The following is a 6,675-nucleotide window of genomic DNA, read 5'->3' as shown; positions in this document are numbered from 1 at the left end:
CACCCACCCGGCCGGAGTGGACCCGCGGACGGACCCGCGGATCGTGCGGCCTCCGAACCGACCGAGGTCGGTCCGTACCGGCTGGTGCGGCGTCTCGGCGCGGGTGGGATGGGGACCGTCTACCTGGGGGAGAACGCCGCCGGTGGTCTGGTCGCGGTCAAACTGATCCGGGCGGATCTCGCCCGGTTGGCCGAGTTCCGCAGCCGGCTCAAGCAGGAGGCCGACAACGCCCGGCGGGTCGCTCGTTTCTGCACGGCGGCGGTCCTCGACGTCGACATCACCGCCGATCCGCCTTATCTGGTGACCGAGTACGTCGACGGGCCGACGCTGTCCGAGGCGGTTGGCACGCGCGGCCCGTTGACCCCGGCGGAGCTTCATCAGCTGGCGGTGAGCATGACCACCGCGCTGATGGCGATCCACCGGGCCGGACTCGTGCACCGGGATCTGAAGCCGTCCAACATCCTGCTGTCCCGGCTCGGGCCGAAAGTGATCGATTTCGGTATCGCGCGCGCCCTGGACTCCGCGACGGTACTCAGCGGGGATCGCCAGCTCGGGACGCCGGCGTTCATGGCGCCGGAACAGGCCCTGGGCGAGCAGGTCACCTCGGCGGCGGACGTGTTCGCCTGGGGCGGTATCCTCATCTTCGCCGGGATCGGTCGTTACCCGTTCGGTAACGGCCCCGCTCCCAGCGTGCTGTACCGGACGGTCAACGATCTTCCGACGCTTGACGGCTTCGAGGACAGCCTGCGGCCCCTGGTCTCCGATGCGATGCGCAAGGCAGCGGCGGAGCGACCCACCGCCGAGAAGCTCTACGCGCGCCTTCTAGACCTACGTGTCGAAGCCCCGATGGCGGTCAAGGGGCTGTCCCTGTCCGAGGTGACCGCGCTGATCCGGCCGCTGAACACGTCCCCCGGCGGCGCCTCCGGAACGTCGGCGAGCGACGCCGACCTCGCGGGTCCGATCACGCCCGTCACCGGCCATCAGCCGATCGGACCCCCGCCGCCCGCGAACCTGATCTCGTTCCCGGGGCCGGGCATTCCCGGGGCACCAGCCCGGTCCGGCCCGTCGTCGGTTCCGGGCCCGACCTCTTCTCCCGGGCTCGGGTCGTCCTCGTCGGGGAGCGAGGCGTCACCGTCCGGGCCGGATGCCCGCTGGCGGCCGGGCGCAGGCTCGTCGTCCCTCGCCGATGCTCTGGTGACGGTCTGGACCGAGGACGAACACAGCCAGGACCCCGGGCGAGGAGCGTCCTCGTCGTCCTCGTCTCAGCGGTCGTCCTCGTCGTCGCGGAGGTCCCCGTCCGCCGCGCCACCGGGCGACCGGGCCCGCAACCGACGTCCGCTGATCATCGTTGCCCTGGTGGCCGCCGTCACCGTGCTCGTGACGACGGTTGCCATCGTGTCCACCAGGGGCGGGGGCTCGCGGACCGAGATGAGCGTGCCTGAGGCGGTCGCCGAACGGGCGCTGCTCCTCCAGGACGGCAACACGGGACTCGCTCGCCGGCTCGCGCTCGCGGCCTACCGCGCCGAGCCGCGCTCGGCCAGGACCCGGAGCGCGATGATCGCGCTGTTCGGTGCCGGGATCACCCCGACCACCATCCCCGTCGGGACCGGTGCCCTGCTGGCGCTCGCGGTGAGCCCGGACGGGCACTGGATCGCGGCGGGGAGCGACAACGGAACGGTCACGTTATGGGAAGTCGTCGGTCGGACCGAGCTGGTCCGGCGCACCTCCGTCTCGGTGCCGAGCCGCAGCTGGGTCGAGTCGCTGGCGTTCAACCGGGACGGTGGCCTGCTCGCCGCGGGTCATTCCGACGGCACAATCCGACTGTGGAACCTGCACGACCCCGAGCAGATGGTCCGATGGTCAACCATCCAGGCCCACACCGACGCGGTGAAGTCGGTGGCCTTCAGCCCGGACAGCAACACTCTCGGGTCCGCGAGTGCGGACGGCATCGTCGCGCTGTGGGACGTCACGGACCCGGCGCGTCCGAAGCAGCGCGTCCGGGCGGACGGTCAGACCGGGGGAGTGCGCTCGATGGCCTTCGCGCCTAACGGCACCCCGCTCGCGTTCGCTGGTGAGGACGGCACCGTCCATCTGTGGAACATCCGGGACGCGGCGCGGCCGACCGCGGGTGGAATCCTGCGCGGGCACAGCCGTGGGGTGCGGTCCGTGGTCTTCACCGGCGACGGAGGCGTTCTGGTCTCCGGCGGCGTCGACGCCACGGTGCGCCTGTGGGAGGTGCGGTATCCGGATAATCCCGCCCGTGGCGTCGCCACCGGCTCTCTGGGCGGGATCCAGAGCGTGGCCTTCGAGCCGGGTGCCGACGTCGTCGCCTCCGCCGGCGATGACGAGACGGTCCGGCTGACCGACATCTCCCGCCTGGACACGCCGATCCTGCTGACCCAGTGGCACGGGCACACCCAGCCGATCAGCGCGATCGCCTTCGTCTCCGGCACGGGCGTCGTCGTCTCGGCTGGTCACGACGGGACATTGCGGCTGTGGGACGCCGAGCCCGGCCGGCTCGCGGACACCGCGTGCGCCGATCCGGCGAACCGGATCACCGCCGGTGAATGGAGCACTGCCTTCAGAGATATGGGCTACCGGGCTCCCTGCGGCTGAGCTGACGACGGGTCGGCCGGTGGGGGCGGATGGTCCTGACGGCCTGGGCCGGCTCCCTCCCACCGGTACGACGGCCAGCGTCGACACCCGTCGGGCCAGTGACGAGGTCATCGCCGCACCCGTCGGTGGACTCGGCCGGAATCTCTCGACGTGGGGTCGCCGAAACCGCGACAAAATAGCGATGGAACCGTGACGTTGCGTTTACTCGCCGGCTATGCCGACCGGCCTAGCCGTGCCGGGTTGATCCGCCCGTCCAGAGAGGCCCGTCGGGCGGCCAAACCGAGCGTCGCCGGGCGCGATGCTGAACAGTGTCGAATCCGACCGTGTTGGGAGGCAGCGATGCTCCGTCACAGCTCGACGCCCGCGCATGTCGTGGCGCGCGATCTATCCGTTGACTACGTCACGGAGGAGGGGGAGCGAGAGGCGATCTCCGGCACACTCCGTTATGACCCGGCTGATCCCTTCGCCATCGAGTTGATCCTACGTCCCGGTGAAGAAGCCATCACCTGGATCTTCGCCCGCGCGCTGCTGGCCGAAGGGATCGAGGTTCCCGCCGGGACCGGCGACGTGCGCATCCGGCCGACGAAGTCCAGGGGGCAGTCTGTGATCATGGTATCCCTGTCCAGCCCGTCGGGGCATGCCGATCTCGAGTTGGCGAAGTCGAAAGTCACTGCCTTTCTCGCCGACTGCCACGGGCAGGTTCCAGCGGGGCGGGAGAGCAACGGCATCGACTGGGACAACGAGCTTCACATGCTGCTGCGCACTCGGAACACCTGACCGCTTCGGGTGTTCTCAAAGATCTCACCATGAACTCTGGTAATGACGATTCTGGGCGGGGTACCGGTCCGTTCCGCGGCGCGGATACGGGGAGCCGTAGCCGTCCCCCGCCCGTGTCCAGCGCGCCCGCTCAGAAGGTGTCGGGCGCGCCTTCGATCGGCTGCCAGACCTGAATCTCCGGGGGTCCCTCGACGCCGGCATCCCGCATGAGGGCGGCTATCTCAGGCTGATTGGTGAAGAACTCCTGGAACGCCTCCGTGGAATCCCATTCATCGAGGATGATGACCTGCCCGTGGCCGGCAAGGAAACGATGGTGCAAGGCTCCTACCTTTTTTGCCTGCTCGGCGATGGATGTGAAGATGTCTGCCTTCGATGCGAACAGCTGCTGAAGAGCGGCTGGATCGACTTTCAGGGTCACGGCGACGATGACACTCATTTTGAACCCCCCTTATGTTGCCTGACTCGGGCGACTGTAGCGCATCGTCTCAGGATCCGGAAGACGGCTTGTCTGCCTCCGGAGATGCCGCGGCGCCGACCGGCTCGGTGGTGCCGTGCGTCGAGAAACGTGGCTGGTCGGGGGTGGGCATGGTCGGGCTGGTCAGTGGTTCGTCCGTCAGTGGGCCGTCCGACGCCGGTAACCCGGCTGCAGTGCCGGGTTACCGCTGTGGTGGTTGGTGCCGGCGATGTCGGTGCCGGGGGTGACGATCTCGTCGATCGCGTCGAGTGTCGCCTGGTCGATGGTGATCTCGGCCGCCAGGAGGACGTCGTCGAGCTGAGTGAGCGTCTTGGGCCCGATGATGGTCGAGGTGACGGTGGGGTGGCTGTCGACGAAGGCCAGCGCGAGGTGGGTGAGGGACACGCCGGCCTGCTTGGCGAGGGTGGTCAGCTCCTCCACCGCGGTGAAGCGGTCGGGTGCGTGCGGGTCCTCGGAGAGTGCCTGACCCTGGCGGCGGCCGAGCAAGCCCTGTGACGAGTAGCGCGATCCGGCCGGAGCCTGCTCGCCGCGCCGGTACTTGCCGGTGAGCCAGCCGCCGGCCAGCGGGCTCCAGGGGATGATGCCGATGGTGTGGCGTTGGGCGGCGGGCAGGACGGCTTCTTCGATGGAGCGGGCGAAGATGGAGTACTGGGGCTGTTCGCAGACGAACCGTTCGCTGTTACGGCGCCGGGCGGCCCACTGGGCTTCGACGATCCAGTCGGCGGGGAAGGAGGAGGAGCCGAGGTAGCGGACCTTGCCGGCGTGGACGAGGTCGGACAGGGCGCCGAGGGTGTCCTCGAGGTCGGTGTCCCAGTCGTGGCGGTGGACCTGGTAAAGGTCGATGTAGTCGGTGCCGAGGCGGCGCAGGCTATCCTCGACGGCGCGGATGATCCAGCGCCGCGAGCCGCCACGGGAGTTGCGCTCGTCGCCCATGGGGCTGAAGCACTTCGTGGCAAGGACGATGTCGTCGTGGCGGGTCTTGATGGCCCGGCCGACGATCTCCTCGCTCTCACCCTGAGAGTAGATGTCGGCGGTGTCGATGAAGTTGATGCCGGCGTCGAGGGCCCGATGGATGATGCGTTCGCATTCGTCGTGGTCGGTGTTGCCGAACGCGCCGAACATCATGGCGCCGAGACACTGGGTGCTGACCTCGACGCCGGTCCGGGCGAGTTTGCGGTACTTCATGGTATGCGCGGCGTGGAAACCCCCGCGTCCACGCGGAGGAGGAAACGCCGCTCACCCCCTTTCGCATCAGGCCGGATAGAAGACGAGCCGTACTCGCCGGTGAAGATCCTGTGGAGATGGAGAGAGACCGAACCGACGGTAGTCGGTGGCGCATCCGTCGGGACCTCCCGTCGGGAAAAGAAGCAGGAACCCGGCCCGCGAGGTCCGGGAATCCCCCACCTGCGGACGAGGGAGGAAGCCAGCCTCGCGCCGACCATAGCGGTGGGAGCGCACTCGAAGTCAACCGGTCGGCAGGCATGGCCCGACATCAGCGGATGAGATCGGTGGCTATCTGGTCGGCGCGGGTGAGGTGATCCTCCACGGTGGTCAGCCAGGCGATCGGGCGGCTCGCGTGTGGATTGTGGTCGGCACCGGCGATCACCGCGAGATGGGCGTCCGGCACGGATCGGGCGAGCGTCTCGGCGGCGTCACGAAGACTGAAGTCCCGTTCACCGACGATGACGGTGGTCGGGGCGCGGATCTCGCCCAACCGGTCCGTGAGGGACGGATAGCTGCTCAGGTCCCGCCAGAGCGCGACGATCGCGTTCGGATCCATCCGGCCGAGCCCCGCCACCGCGCGGTTCCGGCCGGCGTGGACGGCCGTCGCGATCGCCGCCGTCCCTGCCAGCAGGACGGACACGACCCGCTTCGTGATCCCGCCCGTGCCCGTGGCGGGAGCGGCCGCGGTGTCAGCGAGAACCAGGGACCGCACCCGTCCCGGATGGTCGAGCGTGTAGCGCAGCGCCACCACCCCGCCCATCGAGTGGCCGATCAGGTGGACGGCGGGCAGCCTGAGCACGTCGACCACCGTCGCGAGGTCCGCCACCAGCTGATCAAAGCTGTAACCCGCTCGGCCCGTCGTGGCCCAGCCACTCGCGCCATGTCCTCGCTGGTCGTAGGCGATCACACGGCGGGACGTGGCGAGCTCCGGAGCCACCGCGGCCCAGTCCGCCGTGCTGCCGGCGATCCCGTGTAGCAGCAGGACCGGGATGTCGCCACCCCCGCCGCGGATCGTCGCCGGCCTGTCGTCCGACGTCATGGTCCGTGTCTCGTCCGCGATCTGTGTCTTGTCCGTGATCCGCGTCTCGTTCGGGGGACGGTCGTCCGCCCGAAGGCGGCCCGGGAGCGGGGGAGTCGGTGACCAGGGAATCTCCGGCGGGGGATCGTCGAGTGGGAAACCCTCTGGCCGTAGCTCTTCGATGTGCAGTTCCAGATGTTCCGGACCCGCCGCCACCGCTACCCGCCGCTCCACCGAGATCACCATATCTCCATGGTCGCGTCTCGCGGGGTCGGACAGCCCCCGATCGGGTGATCGGGGGCTCGCTGAGCAGGAGGCGAATCTTCGGCTCATGCGATGCGCCCGGGAAATCTCGACAACGCCGAGCGGAGCCAAGGCGTCCGACGAGGAATAGCCGGATCGGTAGTGACGAGTCATGCGGGCGCGTCGATCGGCGGAGCACGTGGATCGGGAGAAAGCGCGGATCGGGAGAAAGCGCGGACGGGAAGAACACCGGCGTAGAGGCCAGGGCTGCGCGAAGGTCGCGTGGTGTGACGGCCTGTTGCGTTAAGTGGCTATGAATTGG

The 6,675-nt window shown here is 69.1% G+C and carries 5 protein-coding genes; 2 read left to right on the top strand and 3 right to left on the bottom strand.

The genetic code is table 11. The features are described from left to right. Both AC08OX_RS13305 and AC08OX_RS13300 read left to right on the top strand, forming a co-directional pair. A partial coding sequence (locus tag AC08OX_RS13305) for a WD40 repeat domain-containing serine/threonine protein kinase (RefSeq protein WP_476608110.1) occupies nt 1-2,616 on the top strand: 2,616 nt, incomplete at its 5' end. 339 nt (nt 2,617-2,955) lie between these two features. Beyond that, complete coding sequence (locus AC08OX_RS13300; RefSeq protein WP_476608109.1) at nt 2,956-3,393, top strand: SsgA family sporulation/cell division regulator; 438 nt, start codon at nt 2,956-2,958, stop codon at nt 3,391-3,393. A gap of 130 nt (nt 3,394-3,523) precedes the next feature. Here the strand turns inward: AC08OX_RS13300 and AC08OX_RS13295 are convergent, their stop codons facing one another. The 3 genes from AC08OX_RS13295 to AC08OX_RS13285 form a co-directional block, all read right to left on the bottom strand. Continuing rightward, the gene (locus AC08OX_RS13295) at nt 3,524-3,829 is read right to left on the bottom strand and encodes a hypothetical protein (RefSeq protein WP_476608108.1); all 306 of its coding nucleotides are present in this window, start codon (nt 3,827-3,829) and stop codon (nt 3,524-3,526) included. Between the two features lie 177 nt (nt 3,830-4,006). Continuing rightward, nucleotides 4,007-5,053: an aldo/keto reductase gene (locus tag AC08OX_RS13290; RefSeq protein WP_476608107.1), complete on the bottom strand. Its 1,047-nt coding sequence runs from the start codon at nt 5,051-5,053 to the stop codon at nt 4,007-4,009. 307 nt (nt 5,054-5,360) lie between these two features. Continuing rightward, nucleotides 5,361-6,353 carry an alpha/beta fold hydrolase gene (locus AC08OX_RS13285; RefSeq protein WP_476608106.1) on the bottom strand — a complete coding sequence of 331 codons (993 nt, stop codon included), beginning with the start codon at nt 6,351-6,353 and terminating at the stop codon, nt 5,361-5,363. Between the last annotated feature and the right edge of the window lie 322 nt (nt 6,354-6,675).

The sequence above is a fragment of the Frankia sp. CoBUL1 genome (assembly GCF_978021245.1).
The sequence above is the reverse complement of the archived record's forward strand: the minus strand, read 5'-3'. Positions and strand labels throughout refer to the sequence as shown.

Coding starts and splice junctions, on each gene's coding strand:
- AC08OX_RS13300 (WP_476608109.1), top strand. CDS start 2,956: ATGCTCCGTCACAGCTCGACGCCCGCGCATGTCGTGGCGCGCGATCTA.
- AC08OX_RS13295 (WP_476608108.1), bottom strand. CDS start 3,829: ATGAGTGTCATCGTCGCCGTGACCCTGAAAGTCGATCCAGCCGCTCTT.
- AC08OX_RS13290 (WP_476608107.1), bottom strand. CDS start 5,053: ATGAAGTACCGCAAACTCGCCCGGACCGGCGTCGAGGTCAGCACCCAG.